Origin of the sequence: Streptomyces sp. ITFR-21, assembly GCF_031844685.1 — a bacterium.
Lineage (GTDB): Bacteria > Actinomycetota > Actinomycetes > Streptomycetales > Streptomycetaceae > Actinacidiphila.
Genome location: NZ_CP134605.1, coordinates 2,399,040 through 2,423,082 on the forward strand (window position 1 = coordinate 2,399,040; position 24,043 = coordinate 2,423,082).

General features: G+C 74.9%; 13 protein-coding genes. 6 read left to right on the forward strand and 7 right to left on the reverse strand.

Annotated elements, in window-relative coordinates; genetic code table 11:
- Positions 1 to 132 precede the first annotated feature (132 nt).
- Positions 133 to 345, forward strand: a complete 213-nt coding sequence (locus tag RLT57_RS10620) for a heavy-metal-associated domain-containing protein (protein WP_311297129.1) — start codon at positions 133 to 135, stop codon at positions 343 to 345.
- 95 nt (positions 346 to 440) lie between these two features.
- Positions 441 to 2,747 (forward strand): heavy metal translocating P-type ATPase, encoded by a 2,307-nt coding sequence (locus tag RLT57_RS10625; RefSeq protein ID WP_311297130.1) that lies wholly within the window; start codon positions 441 to 443, stop codon positions 2,745 to 2,747.
- 585 nt (positions 2,748 to 3,332) lie between these two features.
- On the opposite strand, the gene RLT57_RS10630 is transcribed toward RLT57_RS10625, so the two are convergent.
- Entirely contained in the window at positions 3,333 to 5,102 is a 1,770-nt protein-coding gene (locus RLT57_RS10630) for a D-alanyl-D-alanine carboxypeptidase family protein (protein WP_311297131.1), read from the reverse strand.
- A 1,034-nt stretch (positions 5,103 to 6,136) separates the two neighbouring features.
- Here RLT57_RS10630 and RLT57_RS10635 point away from each other — a divergent pair.
- The 3 genes from RLT57_RS10635 to RLT57_RS10645 all read left to right on the forward strand — a co-directional run bounded on the left by RLT57_RS10635 (position 6,137) and on the right by RLT57_RS10645 (position 8,744).
- Positions 6,137 to 6,847: a GOLPH3/VPS74 family protein gene (locus tag RLT57_RS10635; RefSeq protein WP_311297132.1), complete on the forward strand. Its 711-nt coding sequence runs from the start codon at positions 6,137 to 6,139 to the stop codon at positions 6,845 to 6,847.
- 657 nt (positions 6,848 to 7,504) lie between these two features.
- Positions 7,505 to 8,359, forward strand: a complete 855-nt coding sequence (locus RLT57_RS10640; protein WP_311297133.1) for a helix-turn-helix domain-containing protein — start codon at positions 7,505 to 7,507, stop codon at positions 8,357 to 8,359.
- A gap of 175 nt (positions 8,360 to 8,534) precedes the next feature.
- A complete protein-coding gene (locus tag RLT57_RS10645) occupies positions 8,535 to 8,744 on the forward strand; it encodes a DUF397 domain-containing protein (protein ID WP_311297134.1) in 210 nt (69 codons plus the stop codon).
- 139 nt (positions 8,745 to 8,883) lie between these two features.
- On the opposite strand, the gene RLT57_RS10650 is transcribed toward RLT57_RS10645, so the two are convergent.
- The 6 genes from RLT57_RS10650 to RLT57_RS10675 all read right to left on the reverse strand — a co-directional run bounded on the left by RLT57_RS10650 (position 8,884) and on the right by RLT57_RS10675 (position 20,364).
- Positions 8,884 to 10,077: a PLP-dependent aminotransferase family protein gene (locus tag RLT57_RS10650; protein WP_311297135.1), complete on the reverse strand. Its 1,194-nt coding sequence runs from the start codon at positions 10,075 to 10,077 to the stop codon at positions 8,884 to 8,886.
- A gap of 203 nt (positions 10,078 to 10,280) precedes the next feature.
- Entirely contained in the window at positions 10,281 to 11,384 is a 1,104-nt protein-coding gene (locus RLT57_RS10655) for an ADP-ribosylglycohydrolase family protein (protein WP_311297136.1), read from the reverse strand.
- A gap of 247 nt (positions 11,385 to 11,631) precedes the next feature.
- The gene (locus tag RLT57_RS10660) at positions 11,632 to 13,023 is read right to left on the reverse strand and encodes a phosphodiester glycosidase family protein (protein WP_399128426.1); all 1,392 of its coding nucleotides are present in this window, start codon (positions 13,021 to 13,023) and stop codon (positions 11,632 to 11,634) included.
- Positions 13,024 to 13,175: 152 nt separating this feature from the next.
- Positions 13,176 to 16,397 (reverse strand): tetratricopeptide repeat protein, encoded by a 3,222-nt coding sequence (locus RLT57_RS10665; RefSeq protein WP_311297137.1) that lies wholly within the window; start codon positions 16,395 to 16,397, stop codon positions 13,176 to 13,178.
- Positions 16,398 to 16,475: 78 nt separating this feature from the next.
- Entirely contained in the window at positions 16,476 to 19,079 is a 2,604-nt protein-coding gene (locus RLT57_RS10670) for a bifunctional FO biosynthesis protein CofGH (protein WP_311297138.1), read from the reverse strand.
- A gap of 481 nt (positions 19,080 to 19,560) precedes the next feature.
- Positions 19,561 to 20,364 carry an AMP-binding protein gene (locus RLT57_RS10675; protein ID WP_311297139.1) on the reverse strand — a complete coding sequence of 268 codons (804 nt, stop codon included), beginning with the start codon at positions 20,362 to 20,364 and terminating at the stop codon, positions 19,561 to 19,563.
- Between the two features lie 614 nt (positions 20,365 to 20,978).
- Between RLT57_RS10675 and RLT57_RS10680 the strand changes: the two genes are divergently transcribed.
- A complete protein-coding gene (locus RLT57_RS10680) occupies positions 20,979 to 23,924 on the forward strand; it encodes an AfsR/SARP family transcriptional regulator (protein WP_311297140.1) in 2,946 nt (981 codons plus the stop codon).
- Positions 23,925 to 24,043 lie beyond the last annotated feature (119 nt).

A 24,043-nucleotide genomic window follows, 5' to 3' on the forward strand; every position in this document is an offset into this window, starting at 1 on the left:
CGCGCGTATGGTCGTACCAGCAGTTCACCATACCCCTGGGGGGTAGCCTGCGGTGTCATACCCCTAGGGGGTATAAGGTGATGATAGAGAGACCGGAGAAAGCCCCTTCACTCACACCACGAGGAGCACAGCATGACCGAGACCGTCTACTCCGTGTCCGGGATGAGCTGCGGTCACTGCGAGTCCGCCGTCAGCAAGGAGGTCACCGGGATCCCCGGCGTCACGTCCGTGACCGCCGTCGCGAAGACCGGACTGCTGACCGTCGCCTCCGAGCAGCCGCTCGACGAGGGGGCCGTTCGCGCCGCGGTGGACGAGGCGGGTTACGAGCTCGTCGGCCGGGTCTGAGCCCGCGCGGAGCCCAGCCGGGTGACCGTCCGCCGGCAGGCGGCGCGCGCACCCGGCACACGCATCACCGACCAGGGGACGACCAGGGAGCGGAAATGGCCACCACCACCGCGCACACGGACGGCGGACCCGCCCGGGAGCGGATCGAGCTGGCGATCGGCGGCATGACCTGCGCGTCGTGCGCCACCCGGATCGAGAAGAAGCTCAACCGGATGGCCGGCGTGACCGCGACGGTCAACTACGCGACCGAGAAGGCGAAGGTGGCGTACGGGGAAGGGGTCGCGGTCGGCGACCTCATCGCGACCGTCGAGGCCACCGGCTACACCGCCGCCCCGCCCGCTCCCCCGCCGGCCGGTCCCGGGAGCGGGGACCGCGGCCGGGCGGAGGAGACCCCCGAACTGAACTCGCTGCGACGGCGGCTGACCACCGCCGTGGCCCTCGCCGTCCCGGTGATCGCGCTGTCGATGATCCCGGCATCGCAGTTCACTAACTGGCAGTGGGTCGCGCTGGCGCTGGCCTCGCCCGTCGTGGTGTACGCGGGTCTGCCGTTCCACCGCGCGGCCTGGGTGAACCTGCGGCACGGCGCCGCCACCATGGACACGCTGGTGTCGGTCGGCACGCTCGCGGCGTACGGCTGGTCGCTGTGGGCGCTGTTCTTCGGCACGGCCGGGACGCCCGGCATGACTCACCCGTTCGGGTTCACCGTCACCCGCGGGGACGGCGGCGGGAACATCTACCTGGAAGCGGCGGCCGGAGTCACCGCGTTCATCCTGGCCGGCCGCTACTTCGAGGCCGGCGCCAAACGCCGGGCCGGGGCCGCGCTGCGCGCCCTGTTGGAGCTCGGCGTTGAGGAGGTTGCGGTGCTGCGCCGCGACGCCCGCGGCGCTCAGGCCGAAGTACGGATCCCGGTGGGCGGGTTGGCGGTCGGCGACCGCTTCGTCGTCCGGCCGGGGGAGAAGATCGCCACCGACGGGGTGGTACGGGAAGGCGGCTCGGCGGTCGACGCCTCGATGCTCACCGGCGAGTCGGTGCCGGTGGAGGTCGGACCCGGGTCGCCGGTCGCGGGCGCGACGGTGAACGCCGGCGGCCGGATCGTGGTCGAGGCGGTACGGATCGGCGCGGACACCCGGCTGGCCCGGATGGCCCGCCTGGTGGAGGACGCGCAGAACGGCAAGGCGGCGGCGCAGCGGCTCGCCGACCGGATCTCGGCGGTGTTCGTGCCCGCCGTGATCGCGCTGGCGCTCGGCACCCTCGGGGTGTGGCTGGCGCTGGGCGAGGGCGCGACGGCGGCCTTCACGGCGGCCGTAGCGGTGCTGATCATCGCCTGCCCGTGCGCACTCGGGCTGGCGACGCCGACCGCGCTGCTGGTGGGCACCGGGCGCGGCGCCCAACTCGGCATCCTCATCAAGGGTCCCGAGGTGCTGGAGTCCACCCGGGCCGTCGACACGGTGGTCCTGGACAAGACCGGCACGGTCACCACGGGCGCGATGGCGCTCACCGGTGTGCACATCGCCCGCGACGCCGACGCGGACGCCAAGGACGTCCTGCGGCTGGCCGGCGCCCTGGAGCACGCCTCCGAGCACCCGGTGGCGCGGGCCGTGGTCGCCGCCGCGACCGAGGACGGCGTCGCACTGCCGCTCGTGGGGGCCGACTTCGCGGCCGTGCCGGGGCTGGGTGTACGCGGCACCGTGGACGGGCACGCGGTGCTCGTCGGCCGGGAGCGGCTGCTCGCCGGCGCCGGGGTGTCGCTGCCCGCCGAGCTGGCCGAGGCGAAGCGGGCGGCCGAGGAGCGCGGCGGTACGGCGGTGGTGGTCGCCTGGGACGGGCGGGCCAGGGGGGTGCTGGTCGTCGCCGACGCGGTGAAGCCGACGAGCGCGGAGGCGGTACGGCGGCTGCGCGCGCTGGGGTTGCGGCCGGTGCTGCTCACCGGCGACAACGCGGCGGTCGCCGCGGCGGTCGCCGCTCAGGTGGGTGTCGACCCGGCGGACGTCCACGCGGAGGCGCTGCCCGAGGACAAGGTGGCCGTCGTGCGCGGCCTCCAGGAGCAGGGCCGGACGGTCGCGATGGTCGGCGACGGCGTCAACGACGCGGCGGCGCTCGCCCAGGCGGACCTCGGGCTCGCCATGGGCACGGGTACGGACGCGGCCATCGAGGCGGGCGATCTCACCCTCGTGCGGGGCGATCTGCGGGTCGCCGCCGACGCGATCCGGCTCTCGCGCCGCACCCTCGCCACCATCAAGGGCAACCTCTTCTGGGCGTTCGCCTACAACCTGGCGGCGATTCCGCTGGCCGCGGCCGGCCTGCTCAACCCGATGGTCGCCGGGGCGGCGATGGCCTTCTCCTCGGTCTTCGTGGTCGGCAACAGCCTGCGCCTGCGCGGCTTCAAGCCGCTGGCGGACTAGGGTCTGTCGACTGGTTCTGCGCGGGTCAAGGAGCGCGGTCCGGTGCGTCGCGGCTGCGCGGCGAAGGAGGGGGGCGGCGTGGTGTGTCGCCCACCGGCGGGAACGCGGCAGGTGTGCGTACGGGGGCACGCGCGACGCCACGGAGATCCGCCCGACAGCTCCTGGCCGAGCGCGGGCCCCGCGGGCGGTCTTGTCACCGGGCGGGTCGGCAGCAGGCCGGGGGCGAAGCCGGGACGTACGACGGGCCGGGGCACCGGGGCGCGGCCGGGCCGTGGAGACGGCGGCGGCCGAACGCGGCGGCGGCCGGAGCCGGGTTCGGCCGCCGGACCCACGGATCAGCCGGCGGTCCCGCACGCCCGTGGCGCGCACCGGCCGGCCGCCCGGAGGAGGCAAGCCCCGCCGCACGGGCCGCCCGGCCCGACAGCCCCGTGCCTGAGCCGCCCGACCCGGCAGGCGGACCACCCCGCCCGCCGACAGCCCACCCCCCGGGCGCAACCCGGCCCGCACACCGGCCGGCGCGTCGGGGGGCGCCGGGAGGTCGCGGACCGGGTGAGGGGGCCGGGAGGGCGGGGGCGGGGACCGGAGTCAGAAGTGGGTGAGTTTCTTGGCGAAGGACGGCTCCTTCAGGTCGCTGCCCAGCAGCACCGGCACGCTGGTGCGGGCCGCCCCCGTGCCGAAGCTGAGCCTGCCGACCGCGGTGCCGGCCCGCGCGCTGTGCGGTACACCCGAGGAGTTGGCGTCCAGCGTGACGCCCACCTTCATGCCCGGCCAGCCGATCGCCGTCAGGTTCGCGCCGGCCACCACCGGGGTGGTGCCGCCCATCGCGTCGTCGATCTCGCCGACGACCTCGCCCTTCTTCACTATCGTCGCCGACGTCAGGCCGCCTTGGACGGACTCGATCAGCTTCTGGCTGTTCTTCAGGGCCAGTTGCAGGCTGTCGTAGACGGTGGCGCCGCCGCGCTGCTGGAGCGTGACGCCGAGGACGAGCTGCTGCTTGCCGTCGACGGTCTTGTTCGCCGCCCACATCAGGGCGCCGCCGGCCGGGGTGCTGGAGCCGGTCTTGACGCCGACGACGCCGTAGTGGACCAGGTCGTTGTTGTTGTTGTAGATCGTGCCGACGCCCGGGATGTCGACGTTCGGCAGCGCGACCACGGAGCGGAAGACCTCGTTCCGCATCACTTGCCGGGCCAGTTTGAGCTGGTCCTCGGCGGTGCTGACGGTGGTCTCCTCGAAGCCGCTCGCGCCGGTGTACGTGGTGTGCGTCATGCCCAGGCCGGCGGCGGCGCTCGTCATCTTGGTGACGAACGCCTGCTGCGTACCGGAGTCCCAGCGGGCCAGCAGGCGGGCGATGTTGTTGCCGGACGGGATCAACAGCAATTGCAGCATCTGCCGTTCGGTGAACCGCTGGCCGGCCTTGACCGCGGCGGTGGACTCGTCGGCGGACGAGGACTCGTCGGCGGCCTGCTGGTCCACGGTGATCAGCGGGCCGTTCTGCTGGGCGGCGATCGGGTGGTCGCGCAGGATCAGGTACGCGGTCATCACCTTGGTGACGCTCGCGATCGGCACCGGCGTCTGGGCGCCGTGCACCCCGAGCAAGCCGATGCCCTCGACCTCGGCGACGGACTGGCCCTGCGACGGCCACGGCATCGACTGCGGCAGCGGGGTGCCGGCGAAGGTGTACGAGGAGGCCGCGGTCAGCTCCAGGGCCGGCGCGGGCAGCGGGCGTACGGCCTGCACGATGACGTAGACCAGCGCGAGGACCACCACCAGCGGGGTCCAGATCTTGAACCGGCGCAGGGTGGTGCGCCAAGCGGTCTGGCGCGGCGGCGGGGTGTTGGTCAGCTCGGCGAGCAGCTTCAGGGGCGCCTGTCCCGGCGCGGCGGGCGCGGGCGGGACGGGCATGCCGCGGGTGCCCTCGGGGCCGACCCGCTCCGTTTCCGCGGGCGCGGCGGACCGCGCCGCCCCCCCGGCCGCGGCGCCCTCGGCCGTCACCGTCCCGGCCGCGGCCGTCGCCGCCGTCACCGTCCCGGCCGCGGCCGGCTTCCCGGTCGTCACGCCCCGAGCCTCCCCGGAGCCCGGAGGGCTCTGCGCGCCCGTCTGCCGGGCCGGCGGCTTGGCTGCGGGCGGCAGCGGCACGGGGGCCGGCCGCATGGGCGCGAACGGGCTCGTGCGGGCCGCCACGGGCCTGCCGGGCGTGCCGAAGACCACCGGGCCGTCGCCGTCGGGCCGGTCCGGCAGATCGGAGACCAGGGGCTTCATGAAGGGCTCGGCGGTCGCCGGCGGCTCGCCGGGCTCCGGCGCGCGCTCCGGGGCCGCCGACTCGTACGCGCCCGTCCCGTCCGCGGCCGGCGCCACCGCACCCGACCCGGCGGCGACCGCACCCCCACCCGCGGCCGCCGCCGCGTCCGTACGGCCCGGGGCGCGCCGCTCCCCCGCCTGCCTACGCTCCGGCGCCGCTGGCGCCCCCTCAGAGGCCGCGAGGGCCCCGGACGCGCCCCCAGTGCCCTCAGCGTCTTTAACGGCCCCAGCCGCCTCCGCCACGGCCTCCACGGCCCCCGCGCCCCCCGGGGCTTCCGCGCCCTCCGCGGACCCCCCGCCGGGCACCCCGGCGTGCACCCCGGCGCTCGCTCCGGCCGCCGGGACCGCCGAAACCCCTTCCGCACCGTTAACCCCACCGGCACGGGCAGCCTCACCCGTCCCATTCGCCGGGTCACGATTCGATTGCGTTTTCCGGGGCTCGCGACCTCCCGCGGACGAGGCGGTGGCCGCCGGATCCGGGTCGGGGCCGACACGTTCGGCTGCGGCGCGCACACCCTCAGGTACGTCGTCCGCCGGTCGCGCGGCCGGCGCGGACCCGGTCGCCGGGGCCGGACGAGGGCGCGGGCCGGCGGCCGGACCGGCCGCGGACGCCAGGGCGCGCGGGGCGGCGGAACCGCTCAGGGGCGCGCCCGCGTGCTCCCCGGGTACGTCCGGAACATCCGATGTTCGTACCGTCGGAGACGCATCAGGCGCCTCATGCGCCTCAGTAGGCAACGGGAGCACCGTATGCCTCGGAGGTGCGGCCACCCGATCGGCCACCTCCCCCGACGTTCCGTGCTCCTGCTCCCTGCCGGGGGACTCGCCCGCCACGCAGACCTCCTCCACACATTGTCATCGAACGCGCACCTACCGTGATGAGGCCGGTCGCGGCTCGTCCTCCGCCGGCGCCGCCCGTCCCGGCTCACACCCGCAAGTGTCCCGCGACGGACCCGCGGGCCGACCGCGACACCCCACCCACCCCGTAGACGAGAACGACATACCACCCGGTTCCCACCGATATGGCAAAGGCGCTCTCGACAGGCCGGTGTGAGAGGCGTCACCCTGTCATTCATCCACGCGGGGAGGCATGGATGGGCAAGAGCCGCAGAAGTATTCCGGAAGAGCTGTTGCTGCTCGCCCTGGACCCGACGACCGGGACCACGGCGCAGCCGCAATCACTCGACCTCGGCCTCGCCGGGGCACAGCTCGTCGAGCTGGCCCTGGCCGGGCGGATAGCCCCTGACGGGGATCGTATCGCCGTGGTGCACCCACGGCCGACAGGAGATCCGACCCTGGACTCCGCGCTCGAACTGCTGCGACGCCGTGGCAGTCCGGTGCGGGCGGTCCACTGGATCGGCGGGCCCCGGCTGGGGCTGCGTCAGACGTATCTCGCGCACCTGGAGCGGTGCGGCATGGTGCACGCCGTGCCGGGACAGATGTGCGGGGTGCTGCCGACCACTCGGTATCAGGCGACCGACAGCGCGGTCAGCCGGGAGATCAGAGCCCGGCTGGACAGCTCGATCCGCACCGGCGTACCGCCGGACCCGCGGACCGCCGCGCTTGCCGCGCTCGCCCACGCCGTGGGACTCGGCAAGCACCTGTACCCGGGCAACGAAGGCCGGTCCTCGCGATCGCGCCTGCGGGACCTGATCCGGTACGACCCGATGGGCGGCCTCGTGGCGCACGCCGTGATGGACGTGCAGAACGGGGTGGCGGCGCAGCCCAAGCAGCGTCCGCCGGCCCAGCAGCAGGCGCAGCGCTCGGCGGGGCACGGCCCCATGGCCCGGGCCGGCGCCCGTTGAACGGTGCGGACTGCTCGTCGGCGGCATCAGCACGGTTGTAGCAGGCGGGCTGTACGCGGCGGATAAACGCAGGGCCGCCGCGCACGTCCGGGCCACGGGTACGCACGTGCGGTACGTATCAGTGCGGCACCGGGCCGTATCCGGTGGTGGCAAACAGGATCGAGCGCCACCGGGCACCAGCGAACGCGCAGTGAGCAGCACCCAGTAGTAACCGCGCAGTACGGGACGGGAGCGGTGTCCGCCGGCAGGGACCGGGCACCGCCGAGCCAACCGTCCTCAGCGACCCTTTCGGGAGCCGCTGTGACGCGCGGGGCGGCGGGCTTCCGGGACTTCCGGAGTCGGCGCCCCGCGCGTCGCCGTTTCCGCGCCGCTCTTTCCGCAGCGCCTTTGCCGCGCCGGCGATTCCGCACCGCCGCGGGTCCCCGTGCCGCCGTACCGCTCGCACCTCCCGTACCGCCGGGTCGCCCCGCGCGCGTGCCGCGTCGTTCCCGCACCTGTTTGTGCCCCATTGCGTACGAACGCGGCGCCGCTTTCCGCGCGAAGCCGCCCGCCCCCGTGCCGCGGGCAAGCTTGTTCCGCTCATTCGCCAGCGCGGCGATGACCGGTAGTGGCAGGCTGCTGACCATCAGTACGGATCATCATGGAGGTGCAGTCCCTGTGGTCGCCAACGTCAACCCCACCGTCAGGCGGCGCCGGTTGGGTTCGGAGCTGCGCAAGCTCCGTGAGCAGAAGGGCATGACCGCCGAGGAGGTCGCGGCCCGCCTCCTGGTCTCCCAGTCGAAGATCAGCCGGCTGGAGAACGGCCGGCGCAGCATCAGCCAGCGCGATGTCCGCGACCTGTGCGGGGTGTACGGCGTCGAGGACGTCCGGATCGTCGACTCGCTGATGCAGATGGCCAAGGAGTCGCGCCAGCAGGGTTGGTGGCACGCCTTCGGGGACATCCCGTACAGCGTCTACATCGGCCTGGAGACCGAGGCGGCGAGTCTGCGGGTCTTCGAACCGCAGGTCGTGCCGGGCCTGTTGCAGACACCGGGGTACGCCACCGCGGTGATCGCCGGGAGTCTGGCGGAGGCCACGCCGGAGCAGGTGGAGAAGCGGGTGAACGTCCGGATGCGCCGGCAGGACCGGATCACCGACGCGGACGCCCCGTTGCGGATGTGGGCGGTGATCGACGAGGCGGCGCTGTGCCGCAAGGTCGGCGACAACGCCACGATGCGCGAACAGCTCGACCACCTGGTGGAGTTGAGCCAGCTGCCGCATGTCACCGTGCAGGTGCTGCCGTTCGAGGCGGGCGCGCATCCGGGGCTCAGCGGCCAGTTCGCGGTGCTGGAGTTCACCGACTCCACCGACGCGACGGTGGTGTACCTGGAGGGCGTCAACAGCGATCTGTACCTGGAGAAGGACACCGACGTGCAGGCGTACAGCGTGATGTACGAGCATCTGCGGGCCCAGGCGCTGAGCGCCGAGCAGACCCGGGGCTTCATCATGGAGGCCGCTGAGCGTTACAGGTGAGGCTGGCGGGCGGCACCATACACCGACACCCACCCCACGGGGAAGTTTTCTGGGCCATATGCCCTCCGGTTGGGTGAAGAGCCCCACAGGGTCCCGATGGTGGCGAGTAGCGTCGATCGCGTCAGGTAAGGCGCGCATTTGCGCCACCCTCATCAGCACAGACCGGAGCGCAGAGATGGCAATCAAGCTGGGCAGCACCCCCGCGTGGACGAAGTCCTCGCGTTCCACCGGAAACGGCGCGTGCGTCGAAGTGAAGTCGCCCGCCGCCGAGTCCGTGGTGGTCCGCGACTCCAAGGACCCCCAAGGCCCCGTTCTCATGTTCTCGCCCGCGGCGTGGTCGTCGTTCGTCACCGAGGTCGACCGCGGTTCCTTCAACCTCCGCTAGCCCGTCAGCAGCATCCCGAAGAGCCCTCTCGACTGGCCGCCGTCCTGGCCGAGAGGGCTCGCTGCCGTCACGGGCCGCGACCTGCGCACCGGGCGCCGCGGACCAGGCGCCACGGACCAGGCGGCCTGACGCGCGGCGGTCAGAACACCCTGGCCAGCCGGGCCAGTCCCTCCTCGATCTCGGCCGGGGTGTGCGTGGTGAACGACATCCTCAGCGCGCCCTGGTCGGGCGCGGCGGCGAAGAAGGGCGCACCGGGGACGTAGGCGACGTCGTACGTGATCGCGGTCCGCAGCAGCGCGGTGGCGTCGTGGCCCTCGGGGAGCCGGACCCAGACGAACATGCCGCCCTCCGGCCGGTTCCAGGTGGTGCCCGCCGGGAACGCGGCGGGCAGCCCGGCGAGGAGCGCGTCGCGGCGGGCTCGGTAGGCGGTGCGGACCCGCGCCAGATGGGCGTCCAGGTCCCGGTCGGCGAGGTAGCGGGCGGCGGCGGCCTGGTCGACGGTGGAGGTGTGCAGGTCGGCGGCCTGCTTGGCGATGACGCAGGCCCGCGCGAGGCCGGCCGGGGCCCGCAGCCAGCCGAGCCGCATCCCGGGCGCCATGATCTTGGAGAAGCTGCCGAGCAGGACCGTGCGGTCGGCGGCGGCCTCCAGCGAGGCGATCCACGGCTCGGCCGCGCCCTCGAAGCGCAGTTCGCCGTACGGGTCGTCCTCAACGATCCACAGCCCGTACCGCCCCGCCACCTCCGCGACCGCGCGCCGGCGCGCGAGCGGGAGCGTACGGCCGGTCGGGTTCTGGAAGTCGGGGATCAGGTAGAGCAGTTTCGGCCGCTCGCGCAGCACCAGCTCCTCCAGCGCCTCCGGGACGACCCCGTCGCCGTCGGTCGGCACCGGCACCACCCGGGCGCCCGCGAAGCCGAAGCACTGCAACGCGGCCAGGTAGGTGGGGTTTTCCACCAGGACCACGTCGCCGGGCTCCAGCAGCGCGGTGGCGATCAGTGCCAGCGCCTGCTGCGAACCGCCCGTCACCACCAGGTCGTCGGCCCCGGTGGGAAAACCGCGCGCGGTCAGCCGCCCGGCGACCGCGGCCCGCAGCTCCGGATCGCCCTCGGTGGTCGAGTACTGGAGCACCGTGCCGGGCCGCTCGGCCAGCACGCGGTCGTACGCCGCCCTGATGCCGTCGGCGTCGAACAGCTCCGGCGCGGGGAGGCCGCCGGCGAAGGAGATCACCTCGGGGCGCGCGGTCAGCGCCAGGATCTCCCGCACCGGCGAGGCGCCCACCGTCCGGGCGCGGGCGGCGAGGGAGGGGGGCGCGGCGCGGGGCGGGGTGGTCGTCATGCCCGGCAGCCTACGAAGAACTGCTAGGACGTCCAAGTACTTTCCAGCATGCGGTCGGCTGCGGCCTTCCGGCGCGCCGGCCCGTGCCGCCCGGGTACCGCGGTCCCGCCGCCCGGACGGCGTGCCCGCCCGCACCGCGTGCCCGCCCGCACCGCGTGCCCGCCCGCACCGCGTAGCCGCCCCTACGGCCCCGCCCGGCCGCCCTACGCGGCCGGGTAGCGGTCCAGCCAGGCCGGGCTGGCGCCGGACGGGCCGTGCAGCGCGGGCGCCTGGGTCATCTCCATCGCGAAGTCGTCGGCGAGCTGGAGGATCGTGCTGCGGCCCTCCAGCTCCGCTATCCAGGCCGGCGGCAGCGCCGTCTCGCCGTGCTGGACGCCGAGCAGGTTGCCGCAGATGGACCCGGTGGAGTCGCTGTCACCGGAGTGGTTGACGGCCAGCAGCAGGCCGTGCCGTACGTCTTCGGCGACCAGCGCGCAGTACACGCCGATGGCGAGCGCCTCCTCGGCCGTCCACCCCTCGCCGAGCGCCTCCACCCGCTGCGGGGACGGCAGCCCCTGCCGTACGGCCCCCAGCGCGCTCTGGAGGGCGTCGGTGGTCTCCTGGTGGCCGGGCCGGGCGCCGAGCAGCGCCAGCGCGTGCTGCACCGAGCCGTCCAGGGCCTCGCCGCGGGCCAGGCCGTGCACGATGACGGCGAAGGCGCCCGCCGCGAGCTGCCCGGTGGGGTGGCCGTGGGTCTGCGCGGCGCACTCCACGGCGAGCTGGAAGACCAGTTGGGGCTCCCAGCCGACCAGCAGCCCGAAGGGCGCCGACCGCATGACGGTGCCGCATCCTTTGGAGCCGGGGTTCTTGGGGTCCTCCAGGGTGCCCATCCGGTCGTCGGACAGCCCGGACAGACAGGCGCCGCCCGGGGCGCGCTGCGCGTACAGCCACTCCTCGCGGGCCAGCCACCCGATGTCCCTGCGGCGCTCGTCGGGGCCCCATTCGCGCTGGGTTGCCGCCCAGCGCAGGTAGGCGCGGTGGATGTCGGTCGGCGGGTGCCAGGCGCCGGTGTCGCGCCGCACCTGGGCGCGTATCAGCCCCTCGACCGTGAACAGTGTCATCTGGGTGTCGTCGGTGACCGCGCCGCGCCTGCCGTACGCCGTCACGTAGTCGGTGACGCCGTCCGGCCCGTGGCTGTGCTGGATCGCGTCGAGCGACTCGAACTCCACGCCCCCGCCGAGGGCGTCGCCGATCGCGCCACCGAGCAGGCAGCCCCGCACCCGGCTGCGGAAGTCCTGCTGCTGCGCGCGTCCCCAGACAGCGGTCAAGGCGGTCCCCTTCGATCAGCCCCCGGTCAGACCCGTTCTGCGCCAGCACCCTAGCCGACGGGGCCGGGAGAGGAAGGGGAGGCGGCGAGGAGGCCGGGGTTGTCCGCGAACGGCCGCGAACGACCGCGAAAGGACAGATGGCGACGGATTCCTCCGCCGCCGGTCCCGCGGCCGGCCGCGCTGCCACGGTCCTGCCCCCGTTCCCCCGGCCGGGGAGCACGCCCGCCGCCGCCCCGCCGCCGCCCTGTCAGCGGTCCGCGAACACCCCGATCGCGTTGGCGACCGGCCGCTCGGCCCCGCCCGACGGGTGGTTGCGTACGGTCACGGCCGGCTGCCCCGCCGCCCGGGTGACGAGTGTCGTGGAGCCGCCGCCGTCCAGGTCGACGGCGTCGTCGGCGCCGATCCGCCGCATCACACCGGCGAGTTCGGCGACGGTCAGACCGGCGCCCGCCTCGGCGCCGCCGTCCAGGGCGAGCAGGTAGAGGGTCCGGCCGCGGTGGCCGGAGCCGGCCGCGGTCCTGGTCGCCGCCGTCCCGGCGTCCAGCCCGGCCGGCGGCTGCCCGCCGCGCAGGACGGGGAAGCCGCCCACCGCGAAGGCGTACGGGACGCGGCTCGCGGCGGGCGCCAGCCGCGCGGCCACCCGCGCCCGGTCGCCGATCCGCAGCGCCGCCCGCAGCGTGTCGGCGCCCGCGTCCCGGCCGAGCAGCACGGTCGTCCCCGCGGGGATCGCGCCCCCGCCCGGCGGGCCGGCGGCCTCGGTGACGCGGCCGTGCCGTACGACGACCTCGTACGTGTCAGTACTGCATCCGGCACCGCGCGAGGTGTCGCTGCCGCAGACGGCCCGTGCGCGGCTGGCCGCGCCCCAGGCCGAGGTGTACGCGCCGATGCCACCGTCGGGCAGCGCGTACTGGTTGTACCCGCCGAGAACGTACGTGCCGCGCGCGGTCCGCACCTCCCCCGTGAGGGTCAGCCGGTCCAGCCGGGCCCGGTGGTCGGTGCCGACGCCGAGCACGTCCTCGGCCGTCGCGCCGGGCGGCAGCGCCGGGCCGAACCGCTGCCGGTCGGGCACCGCGGCCTTCAGCGCGCGGCCGGAGGCGATCTCGGGCCCGTCGGCGGAACCGGTCGGGGCCACTCCAGGGTGCTGGTCCTCGGTGATGTCGAAGAAGTCGCCGTTGACGGCGCCCACCGCGTGCCGCGCGTCGGCCAGTCGCGAGACGGCGGCGCGCGCCGCGACGGCGCCCGGTGTCAGCAGGTCCGCCCGTGCGTGCCGCAGGTCCACCGCCAGCACATGGCCGTGGACGGCGCCTTGGGAGGCGGCGACGGTGAACTCCCCGTAGGTCACGCCGCGGGCGAGGCGCTCCACACGGTCGTACGGCATCCCGGCGGTCCGCGCCGCCGCGCCACCGGCCCCCGCGAGGGTGCCGGCCAACGCGGCGAGTGCGGCCAGGGCCGCCGCCGCGGCCGGGACGCCGCGCCCGCGGCCACGGGCGCCGGAGCCGATCCGCCGGGCGGAGCCCGAACGGGGGCCGGAACGGGGGCCGGAACGCGCGACCGGGCCGGTGCCGGTGCGGGTACGCCCACGGGCGCCGGTGCGGGTCGTCGTCGTGGTGCTGCTGCTCGTCCTGCCGTCGGGCGTCACTTCTCCCCCAAGGGATGTGGCAACTCACTTCTGCCACACAGGACTTCAGCACCGGGCCGGGCCCAGGGCCGAGGAACACGGGGAAACGCGGCCGCGGCGGGGCGCCGAATTCACCGGGACGGGCTCCCGGCGGGGGCCGGCCGGGTGAACGCCTACGCGCCCACGGACCCGGTCTCCTCCAGCGTGGCGCGCGCCGCGGCCACCAGGTCGCGGCGGGCGGTCAGCCGCGGGGCGTCCGCGCCGGGGCAGCCGGCGAGGTAGGCGAGTTCCTGTTCGAGCTCGGCCAGGATGCTCCAGGAGGGCCCGGCGGCCAGGAGTCCGGTGAGCGCGGCGTCGACGGCGGGCCAGTCGGCCAGGGCGCAGCCGGCCAGGGCGCGGGCGCCGGCCCACGCGGCCCTGTTCACCGCGCTCTCCGCGGGCGGTGCCGCGGCGAGCACGGTGTCGAAGCGGCGCCAGGACGCGCGGTCCGACAGCCCCGCCCGGTCGTAGGCGTCGACGAGGAGGGTCTCGGCCGCGACGTTCAGGTCGCCGGGCGCGGGATCGGCGACGCGGGCCAGTTCGGTACGCGCCCGGTCGTGCCGGCCGGCGCGGCGGTGCAGCGCGGCCCGGTCGGTGGCCAGGGACACGGTGGCCGGGGACACGGCCAGCGCCGCGTCCAGGTCGGCCCAGGCTTCGGCGGTCCGGCCGAGCAGGCCCAGCACCCCGGCGCGCCGGCGCAGCGCCTCGGCCCGGTCCTGGGCACGCCGCACCCAGGCGTCGAGGTCGGCCAACGCCTCGTTCGGCCGGCCGAGTTGCAGATACGCCACCGCGCGGCCCTCGTAGCCGGGCAGGTCGTCGGGCGCGCGGTCCAGCAGCTCGCCGTAGGCGGTGACCGCCTCCGCCCAGTGGCCGCGCGTGACGTGGATGTCGGCCCGCTGGCGCGCTGTACCGGGTTCGGCGGGGGCCAGGAGCGCGGCACGGTCCAGGTCGGCCAGGGCCGCGTCGTAGTCGCCCAGCATGCGCTGGAGACCGCCGCGGGCGGACAGCAGCCGCCAGTCGTCGGGGCGGACGGCGAGCGCCCGGTCGAAGTCGGTCAGCGACTCCTCGTAGCGGCGCAGGCCGACCAGCGCCATGGCACGGCCGGTGTGCAGAACGGCCGGGTCCGCGCCCGGCTCCTTCTCCAGCGCCAGGTCGAAGGCGGCGAGCGCCTCGTCGAACCGCTCCAGCTTCAGCAGGGTCTTCGCCCGGGGGCTGTACACCGTCGACAGCCGCGGGTCCGCGGCGGACTCCAGGGCCACGTCGTAGGCGGCGAGCGCGTCGCTGTGCCAGCCCTGCACGCTGAGCATGAGCCCGACACTGAGGGCCAGCAGCGAACGGCGCGGGCCCTTCTCCGTCAGTGACACGAATCGCCGGAAACCGCCGACGGCCTTCTCCCGGTCGCCGAGCAGCAGGTCCGAGCCGCATCGGATGACGAGCGCGGCCACGTTCGCCGGGTCGCGGGCCAGCAGGTGGTCCGCGTCCCTGGCCGCGTCGTCGTGGCGGAGCAGCAGGAGGTTGCTGTGCGCCCGGCTCTCGCGGGCCTCGCAGTCCGCCGGGGCGACCTCCAGCGCCCGGTCCAGCGCCTTGACGGACTCCTCCAGCCGGTCCAGGCGGCGCAGCGCGTCGCCGCGCCAGAAGTGGACCTCGTAGGAGTCGCAGCCGATCCGGACCGCCGCGTCGTAGTCGGCGAGCGCGGCGGCCGGGGAGTCGGCGCGGGCGTGTTCGCGGCCGCGGCGTACGTAGGCCTCCGCCCTTGCCTCGCCGTCGAGTTGCCTTCTGTCCAGCAGCGCGTTCAGCGCGCGCAGCACCGGCCGCTCGGCCTCGTCGAGCGCGGCGCCCAGCGCCTGGCCCCACTCCCAGACGATCTCGGCGTCCAGGTCGTTGCCGGCCGCGGTCAGCATGCGGGCCCAGGGGCGTACGGCGTCGGGGCCGGCGGCGCAGGCGGAGACGGTACGGGCCAGGGCGCCCGCCAGGGCGCCGCGCGGGTCCGCGCAGAGCCGGTGGTAGGTCTCCTCCAGGACGTAGCCGGCCCACTGCTCGTCGTCCCAGGGGGACGTGGCGGCCTGCGGGGCGGACCAGTCGGCGAAGGCCGCCGCCAGCCGCTCGTGCTGGTCGCGCCAGCGCCGGGGCGACCGCTTGCGCTGCAGGCGGAGCATCGCCGTACGGACCACGTCGTGGTAGGTCACCCGGCCCGCGCGGTCGTCGACGAAGGGCAGGGCGTGCAGCCAGTCGTAGAGCAGGCCGGCCTCCGGGTCGACCGCTTCGCGGAAGACGTCCTCGTCCAGGCGGCGCGGCAGGGCTGCGGCGAGGGCCGCGTCCCGGCGGGCGGGGTCCTCGATCCACTTCAGGAAGCGTTCGACGGCGGTGTCGCTGGGGTCGTCCACCGCCTCCGGGCCGGCCGGCCGGGCCTCGGCGAGGGTGGAGACGAGCACGGGCAGCCGCCCGGACAGCCGCAGCACCGTGTCCACGACGCGCTCGTCCGTGGTGCCCTTCGCGGCGAGCAGGTCGCGTGCCTCGGCCTCGGTGAACAGGTCCAGCGGCACGTCGGCGATGACGTCGGCGAAGTCGCCCCAGACGGCGGGCGCGAGGGTGCCCTGGCCGGAGAGGGTGAGGACGAGGTTGGCCGGCAGCGGGCCGTACCGGCCGTCCAGGACGAGGTCGCGCAGCCAGCGGTCCAGCAGCGGGCCGGTGCGCTCGTAGGTGTCGAGGAAGAGGGCGAGCCAGGGGGTGTCGGCCGCGGCGGCGGTGAGGTCGCCGACGAAGACGGGGGTGAGGACGTCGGCCGGGGACATCACCAGCCGGACGTCCTGCTCGTTGCCGAAGCGCGTACTGAGCGCGGCCCGCAGCCGGTCGACCTGGAGGGCGAGCCGGTCGGGGTCCAACGCGCCCGCGACGGGGCCGAGTCCGGGGACCAGGCCGAGGCCGGCGAGTCCGGCCTGGGCGGCCAGGACACCGCCCGGGGAGGGGGTGTCGAGGGCCTCGGGCACGGCCTCGGCTTCGTGGCGGCGCTCGCGGTAGCTCGCCATCAGCTTGTCGAAGGCTTTGAACGGCCGTCCCTGCCGGGCGAACTGGTGGCTGAGCGCGGCCATCGCGTCGGGCACGCCGGTGAGGGCCTCGTCCAGGTACCCGGTCAGGGCGCCGAGTTCGCGGGCGGTGTTCTCCCACTGCCGCAGCAGCGAGGACTTGCCGACGCCGGCGGCCCCGTGCACGTGGTAGATGACGCGGTGCGCGTCGTCCTCGGGCGGGATGGCCAGGTTGGTGCGGAACGCGGCCAGTTCGGCGCGGCGGCCGACGAAGCCGCTGGTGCGCCGCCGTCGCAGGAGGTCCTGCAACGACGGCTGCTGACGATTCGGCATCCCTGCCCCCTGCTTCCCTGCTCCCCGGCCCGAGACCGCGGAGCCCCGGATGTCCCCGGAGGAACAGGGTAGGCGCTCTCAGTCCCCCAGCACCGGCAGAAGCTCGGGGAGGTGCCCGTCGGAGGCCGCCCCGGCGGCGAGGCGCTCGGCGGGGACCTCGCCGTAGAGCGTGGTGCGCTGCCGGGAGGGCCGGCCGGCCGCCTCGGCGATGGCGGCCAGGTCGCGGATCGACCGGTAGGAACCGTAACCGGAGCCGGCCATCCGGGAGATGGTCTCCTCCATCAGGGTGCCGCCGAGGTCGTTGGCGCCGGAGCGGAGCATCTCGGCGGCGCCGTCGGTGCCGAGCTTGACCCAACTGGTCTGGATGTTGGGGATGTACGGGTGGAGCAGCAGGCGGGCCATCGCGGTCACCGCGCGGTTGTCGCGGGTGGTGGGGCCCGGCCGGGCGATGCCGGCCAGGTAGACGGGCGCGTTGGTGTGGATGAACGGGAGGGTGACGAACTCGGTGAAGCCCTCCCGGCCGTTGGCCAGCGCGTTCTGCTGGATCCGGGCGAGCAGCCGGAGATGGCCGAGCCAGTGGTGGGGCTGGTCCACGTGGCCGTACATCATGGTGGACGACGAGCGGATGCCCAGTTCGTGGGCGGTGGTGACGACGTCGACCCAGGTGGCGGTGGGGAGTTTGCCCTTGGTGAGGACCCAGCGCACCTCGTCGTCGAGGATCTCGGCGGCGGTGCCGGGAATGGAGTCCAGGCCCGCCTCCTTCGCGGCGGACAGCCAGTCGCGGATCGACATGCCGGTGCGGGTGGCGCCGTTGACGACCTCCATCGGCGAGAAGGCGTGCACGTGCATGCCGGGGACGCGTTCCTTGACCGCCTTGGCGATGTCGAAGTAGGCGGTGCCGGGCAGGTCGGGGTGGATGCCGCCCTGCATGCAGACCTCGGTGGCGCCGAGCCGCCACGCCTGTTCGGCGCGGTCGGCGACCTGGGACAGCGACAGGGTGTAGGCGTCGGCGTCGGTGCGGCGCTGCGCGAAGGCGCAGAAACGGCAGCCGGTGTAGCAGACGTTGGTGAAGTTGATGTTGCGGGTGACGATGTACGTGACCTCGTCGCCGACCGTGTCGCGCCGCAGGTCGTCGGCGATCCGGCACAGCGCGTCCAGGGCGGCCCCGTCGGCGTGCAGCAGGGCGAGCGCCTCGGTGTCGGTGAGTCGGGTGGGGTCGTCGGCCGCGGTGCGCAGGGCGGCCATCACGTCGCCGTCCACCCGGTCGGGGACCATGCCGGGGGCGGCCTGCTCGCGCAGCGCCGCCCAGTCGCCGTAGACCTCGTCGAAGTCGTCGCGGCGGTCGGCGGTACGGCCCTCGGTGTCGATGGTGCGGTGAAGGTCGGTGCGCCCGGTGGCGGTGAAGCCCTCGTCGGGCTCCTGCCAGGGCAGGCCGCGCGGGCGGGCGTCGGCGAGCGCGAGGCCGGTCGCGGGGTCTGCCAGGGCCCGTACGTGCGGCAGCAGCCGCGGGTCGAGCCACGGTTCGCCGCGCTGCACGAACTCCGGGTAGATGGTGAGGCGTTCCCTGAGGGCGAAGCCGGTGGCCGCGGTACGCGCGGCCAGTTCGTCGATCTGCGGCCAGGGGCGCTCGGGGTTGACGTGGTCGGGGGTGAGCGGCGAGACGCCGCCCCAGTCGTCGATGCCGGCCTCGATGAAGCGGGCGTACTCGCCGTCGACCAGGTTCGGCGGGGCCTGGATGCGGGCGGCCGGGCCGAGCACGATCCGGGCGACCGCGATGGCCGCGGCCAGCTCCTCCAGTTCGGCGTCGGGCATGCCGCGCATCGCGGTGTCCGGCTTGGCGCGGAAGTTCTGGACGATGACTTCCTGGATGCCGTGGTAGGCGCGGGCGGTGCGGCGGATCGCGAACAGGGACTCGGCGCGCTCCTGGTGGGTCTCGCCGATGCCGATGAGGATACCGGTGGTGAAGGGGACGTTGGAGCGGCCCGCGTCCTCCAGCACCCGCAGCCGGACCGCGGGCTCCTTGTCGGGCGAGCCGTGGTGGGGGCCGCCGGGCTCGGACCACAGGCGGGTCGCGGTGGTCTCCAGCATCATGCCCATGGAGGGCGCGACGGGCTTGAGCCGCTGCAGGTCGGTCCAGCCGAGGACGCCGGGGTTGAGGTGGGGCAGCAGCCCGGTCTCCTCCAGCACCCGGACCGACATGGCGCGGACGTAGGCGAGGGTGTCGTCGTAGCCGTGCGCGTCCAGCCACTCGCGTGCCTCGGGCCAGCGGTCCTCGGGGCGGTCGCCGAGGGTGAACAGCGCCTCCTTGCAGCCCGCTTCGGCGCCGCGGCGGGCGATGTCGAGCACCTCGTCGGGGGAGAGGAACATCCCGTGGCCGGCCCGGCGCAGCTTGCCCGGCACCGTGACGAAGGTGCAGTAGTGGCATGTGTCTCGGCACAGCCGGGTGAGCGGGATGAAGACCTTGCGGGAGTAGGTGATGACCCCCGGGCGGCCGACCGCCTCCAGTCCGGCGTCCCGCACCCGGGCGGCAGTGGCCGCCAGTCTGGTCAGATCGGCACCCCGCGCCTGGAGCAGCACCGCCGCTTCGCCGACATCGAGCGCGACGCCCTCCTCCGCGCGGTGCAGGGCGCGACGCATGGCGTTGGCGGTGGGCGCGGCGGCGCGCGGCGGCGGCAGACTCATCCTTCGAGGATAAGTTGCCCCGTCGGCGATGGGCGGCCCGGCGGACCACCAGTCGGCGTGGTGATCTGTCGGATAGATCACCCGCCGATCCGACCGGACGAGGAATATCCGGGCGGCTCGTACCACCGTACGAAGGGTGACCGGACGGCGGGACGGCGGGACGGCGGGACGGCGGGACGGCGGGACGGCGGGACGGCGGGACGGCGGGACGGCGGGACGGCGGGACGGCGGGACGGCGGGACGGCGAGGACGGCGAGGACGGCGAGGACGGCGAGGACGGCGAGGACGGCGGGACGGCGAGGACGGCGAGGACGGGTGGGGCGCGCGGGGAAACCGCGCGCCCCGCAACCCGCCGGCCGGCGGCCACGAGCCGACCGCACCGGGCCGCCCCCAGGGGAGCGGGGGACCAAGCGAACGGCCCGCCACCGACCGGCGGCCGCGAACCCCACCGCAAGGGGCTGGGCGAAGCGCCCCCGGTCCGTCACACAGTGACCCGTACCGGCAGCAGGATCCGCCACACCGCGTCCTCCACCCCGTGCACCGCCGCGATCCAGCCGACGTTCTCCTCGTCGGTGCCGAGCCGGACCGCCTGGGCGAGTTCGCCCGTCACGTCGGCGAGGTCGGCGTGCGACATCGCCGGCTCCAGCCGCCCGCCGGCCGCGCCGTCGTCGTGGTAGCGGTGGTACGCGGGAGCGCTGCGCAGCACGCCGACCGGGCGCCAGTTCTGGGCCAGGCGCCATACGGGGTCGCCCGCCACCCGCCGCCCGTCGGCTTCGAGCACCTGGGTACGGGACCGGTCCACCGCCAAGGGCGTCCAGGTGTCGGCGCCGGTCAGTACCAGGTCGGGGGCGATGCGGCCGACCGCGCGGCCGACCGGGCCGGTGGCCCCGGGCGCGGGCAGCACCATCGGGATCGCGGCCATGCCGGCGTAGAGGCAGCCGTAGAACGCGCCGGCCAGGTCAGGGCCCTCCGGGTAGGCGAGCATGACGCGGCTGCCGGGCTGGAGCAGGGTGCCGAGGCGGGCGGCGACCGCGCGGGCCCGGCGGTCGAGTTCGGCGAAGCTGCACCCGGCGGTGCCGGTTCTGGCGGCGCTCGGGTACGGCAGCGCGGGCACGGTCTGCGGGCGGCGCTCGGCGCGGTGGCGCAGCAGCGGGCCGGGCAGCCGCCCGATGTCGCCGGGCCGCGGACGCGTCCCGCCGGTCCCGTCGCCGCCGGCGCCGCCCCTGCCGCCGCGTCCGCCGCCCCCGGTCCGGTCGGCCGGGCGGTCGTGGCCGTCGCCGGTCATCCCGGCCACCCGGGTCGTCCCCGGCGCCGCCGCGGCTGCGGCTGTGACTGCGGCTGCGGCTGCGGCTGCGGCCGGAACGGGCCGGGTGGCCGGGACAGCGGGGAAGGCCGGCCCCGTACGGACCGGCCCGGCGCCGGGGCCGCGGCGCGCCTGCCGCCGGCCGAACGCCGACGGGCGCTCGGGCCCGGCCGCCGGTCCATTGCCGTCCGAGGGCCGCGCCGACCGTAAGCCGGACATGTCGAAGGATTCCCCCGGGACACCGCCCCAGATCGGAGCATCAGGCGAAACGTCTCCGCACCAAGCACACATGACGTTCCCGTCACCAACCCGGTCGCAGAACGCACACCGGTACGAACGGACCCCACACAGCACAACCTCCGCGCACGCACAGACGGAACCTCGAATCAGCCCAACTTTTGCCGCCAGGCCGGATCGGGACCCGGACCGGGGTGACCGCAGCGGCCCCGACACGGCAAACTGGCACGGGCGAGTCGGATTCGCGGCTCCACGTGCCATGCGGACAACTGTTCCGTCCAGCGATGAACGATAGATATACGCGCGGAGAGTCGGGGTCTCGGGGAAGTCCCGGCCGCCGGGCGGTTCAGGGGGCTGAAATGGAAACCAGGCCGGAGCCGGGCGCAAGCCTGCGGTTCGCGGTCCTCGGTCCGGTTCGCGCCTGGCGGGGTGGGGAGCCGATCGGGACCGGCGCGCCGCAGCAGCGCGCCTTGCTGGCCGCGCTGCTGCTGCGTGGCGGGCGTACCGCGACCGCGCCGGAGCTCGTCGACGCGGTGTGGGGGGAGAGCCCGCCCAACACCGCGCTGGCCGCGCTGCGTTCTTACGCGTTCCGGCTGCGCAAGGCGCTCGGTCCGCAGGCGCTGGTGACCGACTCGGGCGGTTACGCCCTGCATGTGGACGCCGACGCGCTGGACAGCGCGGTGGTGGAGCGGCTGGCCGCCGAGGCGGACAAGCACCGCACCGCGGGCGATCTGCCGCAGGCGCGCGAACTGCTGGTGACCGCGTTGTCGTTGTGGCACGGCGAGCCGCTGGCCGGACTGCCGGGTCCGTACGCGGAGGCGCAGCGCAGCCGGCTGACGGAGTGGCATGTCGGGCTGGTCGAGACGCGCCTGGAGCTGGACCTGGAACTGGGCGCGCACGCCGAGGCGGTCTCCGAGCTCACCGCCCTGTCCGCCGAGCACCCGTTGCGGGAGCGGCTGCGGGCGCTGCTGATGCTGGCGCTGTACCGCAGCGGCCGGCAGGCCGAGGCGCTCGGTGTCTACGCCGACACCCGGCGGCTGCTCGCCGACGAACTCGGCATCGACCCGTCCGCCGAACTCGCCGAGCTGCACCAGCGGATCCTGGAGGCCGACCCGTCCCTGGCCGCCCCCGCGGGGACCGGACCGGGCGCGCCGGAAGTGTTCCGGCCCGCGCAACTGCCCGCCACCGTCGCCGACTTCACCGGCCGTGAGGGGTTCGTACGGGAGTTGACCGAGCAGCTCGCCGAAACGTCGAGGGACAGCGGGGTGATGGCGGTCTCCGCGCTCGCCGGGATCGGCGGTGTCGGCAAGACGACGCTGGCGGTGCACGTGGCGCACCAGGTCCGCGAAGACTTCCCCGACGGACAGCTGTACGTCGACCTGCAGGGCACCGACCCGCGCCCGGCCGAACCCGAGGCGGTTCTGGCCGCGTTCCTGCGCGCGCTCGGCGTCCCCAACCCCGCCATCCCCGACACGCTCGCCGAACGCGCCGCGCTGTACCGCTCGACGCTGGACGGGCGGCGGGTGCTGGCGCTGCTCGACAACGCCTACGACGCCGCGCAGATCCGCAGCCTGCTGCCCGGCACCCCGGGCTGCGCGGCACTGGTCACCAGCCGGATGCGGATGGTGGACCTGGCCGGCGCGCACCTGGTCGACCTCGACGTGATGTCGCCGGAGGAGGCGCTGCGGCTCTTCGCCAGGATCGTCGGCGAGGAGCGCACCAGCAGCGAACGGCAGGCCGCCCTGGACGTGGTGGGCGCGTGCGGGTTCCTGCCGCTGGCGATCCGGATCGCCGCCGCCCGGCTGGCCGCCCGCCGCACCTGGACCGTCTCCGTGCTCGCCAACAAGCTCGCCGACCAGCGCCGCCGGCTGGACGAGCTGCGGGCCGGGGACCTCGGGGTGAAGGCCACCTTCGCGCTCGGCTACGGCCACCTGTCGCCCGCCCAGGCCCGCGCGTTCCGGCTGCTGTCGCTGCCCGACGGCCCGGACATCTCGCTGCACGCCGCCGCGGCCGTGCTGGACCTGGACCCGTACCGGACCGAGGAGCTGCTGGAGGCACTGGTCGACATCAGCCTCATCGAGTCCGCCGCGCCCGCCCGCTACCGCTTCCACGACCTGCTGCGGCTGTACGCGCGCGAGTGCGCCGAGCGTGACGAGACACCCGAGGCGCGCTGCCAGGCGCAGTCCCGGCTGCTGGACTTCTACCTCGCGTCGGCCGCGTGCGCCTACGAGTTGGAGAACCCGGGCGACCGGATGCTGGAGCACCTGGCCGCCACCGGCCGCCCCGGACTCGCCTTCGGGTCGCGCGAGGAATCCCTGGAGTGGCTGTTCTCCGAGGCACAGGCCCTGCTGGCGGCCGTCCAGCAGACCGCGGACGGCGGCTGCGAGGGCCCGATGCGGCGCGCGGTCGACCTGCTGATGGCCGCCCAGGACCTGATGGAGTCCGGGGTCTACGCCCGGCAGTACGAGCAGGCCACCCGGGCCGTGGTCGCCACCGCGCAGGCCTGCGGCGACGCCCTGGTGGAAGGCCGCGCCCGGCTGCTGTACGGCCAACTGCTGCGGCTCTCGGGCCGCTACGCGGAGTCGGAGAACCAGGCGGAGCACGCCTCGCGGCTGGGCACCGCCGCCGGGGACCGGCTGACGTGCAGCTACGCGCCGAACCTGCGCGGCACCCTGGCCTACCAGGAGCGCGGGTTCGAGCGGTGCGCCGGCTACTTCGCCGAGGCCATCGAGCAGTTCCAGGCCGACGGCAACCGGCACGGCGAAGCCGCCGCGCTCAGCAACCTGTCCCGGGCCCAGCTCGAACTCGGCCAGCTGGACGCGGCGTTGACGGCGACGGCGCGGGTGGTCCACATCTACCGCGAGCTCGGCGCCGGATTCCGGCTCGGCAACGGCCTGTACGCCATGGCCATCTCGCTCACCGCCGCCGACCGGCTGGAGGAGGCGCAGGCGTGCCTGACCGAGGCGCTGCAGATCTTCCGCGACGCCCGGCAGCAGTTCTGGGAGGGCATGACCCTCTACCGGCTCGCCAAGGTCCACCTGGCCGGGAACAGCTGGCGTCAGTCCGCCTCGCACGTCGAGCAGGCACTGGTCATCCTGCGCGAGACGGGCGGCGAGTGGCGCGTCGCCAACGCGCTCACCGTCCTCGGCCAGGCGCTGGCAGGCATGGGCCAGCCGGTCCGCGCACACGCCTGCTGGCACGACGCGCTGAGCGCCTTCTCCGCCATCGGATCGTTCCGCGAGGCCCAGGACGTACGCCGACTGCTCGGCGACGACACCGCGCCGCCGTCCACCATCGCCCTGTGAACGGGGAATTCCGACGGCGTCACAGCAGGTCAGCACGCTCATCAAACACGTTTATCAGTTGATTATCGGTGCCTGCCACGATTCCATCACTGCAAGAGCCGCCCGCCCGGTGATGCACG